Origin of the sequence: Nocardioides sp., assembly GCF_036401255.1 — a bacterium.
Taxonomy (GTDB): Bacteria; Actinomycetota; Actinomycetes; order Propionibacteriales; family Nocardioidaceae; genus Nocardioides.
The window spans coordinates 1-2,114 of sequence record NZ_DASWVI010000174.1 but is presented as its reverse complement, the minus strand read 5'-3'; the positions used below and the strand labels follow the sequence as shown (position 1 = coordinate 2,114).

At 75.2% G+C, this 2,114-nt stretch carries 2 protein-coding genes; both read right to left on the bottom strand.

The window, feature by feature from the left end; all coding sequences use genetic code 11:
* Positions 1 to 139: 139 nt before the first annotated feature.
* The gene (locus tag VGD85_RS08215; protein WP_331062966.1) at positions 140 to 781 is read right to left on the bottom strand and encodes a hypothetical protein; all 642 of its coding nucleotides are present in this window, start codon (positions 779 to 781) and stop codon (positions 140 to 142) included.
* On the bottom strand, positions 778 to 2,058 hold the full coding sequence (locus VGD85_RS08210; RefSeq protein WP_331062965.1) for an O-antigen ligase family protein: 1,281 nt from the start codon (positions 2,056 to 2,058) through the stop codon (positions 778 to 780). The genes VGD85_RS08215 and VGD85_RS08210 overlap by 4 nt, the downstream gene beginning before the upstream one ends.
* Positions 2,059 to 2,114 lie beyond the last annotated feature (56 nt).

Here is a 2,114-nt window from a genome sequence, read left to right as displayed (position 1 = left end):
CGACGTCGGCGTCCCAGGTGCGGCCGTGGGGCACCGTGGCGACGCGCACCGAGAGCGCCGCGGCCGCGAGCTCGTCGACCAGGGCGACGTGCCAGCCGCGCAACCCGTCCTCGGCCAGGAGCACCTCGACGTCCATGGCTCACCCGACCCCGGAGGTCACGCAGGCCGACAGGCTCGCGCCCAGCCGGCCGGCGGCGCTCGTGGCGAGACGCAGGACGACCCGGTGCGGTGCCAGGTCGCGCTGGTGCGCGTCGGGGAGGTCGTGGTCGTGGATGCTCAGCGGGCGCAGTGCCGTGGGCAGCGCGAGGACGTGCCGGGTGCGCGGGAGGTCGGTGAGGCCCCGATGGGCGTGCATGGTGGCCACGCACGACCACAGCCGGTCCTCGGTCGACGCGCCGCAGGTCCGGGGATCGGTGCGCGTGACGAGGGCGGCGGCCTCGCGCACCGTGAACGTGTGCGGTGCGGCCAGGGGCGCCATCTTGAGCACCTCGGAGCGCGCCCGTCGATCAGCGGTCAGGATCAGGTCTGCGACGGCGACCTGCTCGAGCGTCAGCTGGACGGCGCGGTGCTCGGCGAGCCGGGCCACGGGCAGCCAGTGGGCCGCGACCAGCTGCGCCATCTCCGGGCAGGCACGCTCGCCGGAGAGGGCGTTGATGCCCGCGCTCGAGACGGCGACGGGCCGACCGCCGCCGGTCGGATCGAGGTCGTGGGCGAGCAGCGCCGCCACGAGGGGTGAGCGGCACAGGTTCGCGGTGCAGACGACGAGGATGCGGAACGTCATGAGGGCTCCCTGGTCGGGACGGTCGAGGCGCGCCGGCCGGACGGCACGGCCAGGGCGAAGCAGAGGAACGGCACGTACGCCGGCGACGCGTCGAAGAGCCCGCTCTCGAGCGCGCTGCGGACCACGAGGAGGGCGAGGACGGCGACGGTCAGCGACCGCAGCGGTGGCGCGGCCGTCAGCGCGCGCCCCAGGGTGAGGACGACCATCAGCGCGAGGACCGCGGTGCCGACCGCGCCCACCTGCACGACCGCGGAGACCCAGGTGCTGTCCAGGATCTGCTCGCTGCGGTACAGCGCCGAGACCGGGATCTCCTTGACGGCCAGACCGGAGCCGAGCAGCTGCGCGGATCCGCTGTCGGCGTAGTGGAACGCCGCCTCCCACGCGACGGTGCGCGAGTTCAGGGTCAAGGTGGCGGCCGCGTCGCCCCGGGTGGCATAGCCCGAGACCAGCGGGGTCAGGAAGGCCACGAACAGCAGCACCGGCAAGCAGAGCACCCCGACGACCACCAGCGCCGCCGGGATCCGTGCCGTCATCACGACCAGCAGCGCGAACGCGAGCAGCAGCGCGACGAGGCCGGTGCGGGTGCCGGTCAGCCAGACCACCGCCAGGAGGACCGGCACCGCGGCCACGTCCCACCAGCGGGCCTCCCGGTTCAGGCAGCGCCAGGCGAGGCAGACCAGCGGCACGCCCACCAGGAGCGAGAGCTCGTTGGCGTTCAGCGGCGGGACACCGCCGTACAGGCGTCCCGAGGACGCCAGCGACCCGAGCCCGGTGACGGTGCCGACCCCGGCGAGCAGCAGCATCGCCGTGGTGAGCGAACCGAGCAGCTCCGGCCACGGGTAGGCCCGGACCAGGGCCACCACCGTCACGGTGATCAGCATGACCCGCGCGGCGAGCACGGCGGTCGCGAATCCGGTGCCGTGCAACAGCCCGCCCGCGACCGAGACCCCCAGGTAGACCGCGATCCAGGGCACCGGGCCGGCCCGCAGGCGCGACCACGCCGGCCCCGACCTCGGTGCGGTGATCGCCAGCGCCAGGGCCAGCACCCCGAGCGCGGCCTTCGCCGCCACGACGACGTCCAGGCCGCCGGAGTAGTAGACGCCGCGCCGCCAGGCCACGCAGGAGACCAGCACGACCAGCCACACGACCAGCAGCCGCGCCGGTGGCCTGCTGAGCGGCGACACCGTGACCGGCCGGGGCCGCGCGGACCGGGCGCCGGCGGTGGTCATGGTCATGGTCGTGGTCGCGGTCGCGGTCGCGGTCGTGGTCGTGGTCATGCGACGGCCTCGCGGGGGGCGCGGACCCGCGGGGCCGCGGCCAGGGGGTGCAGCAG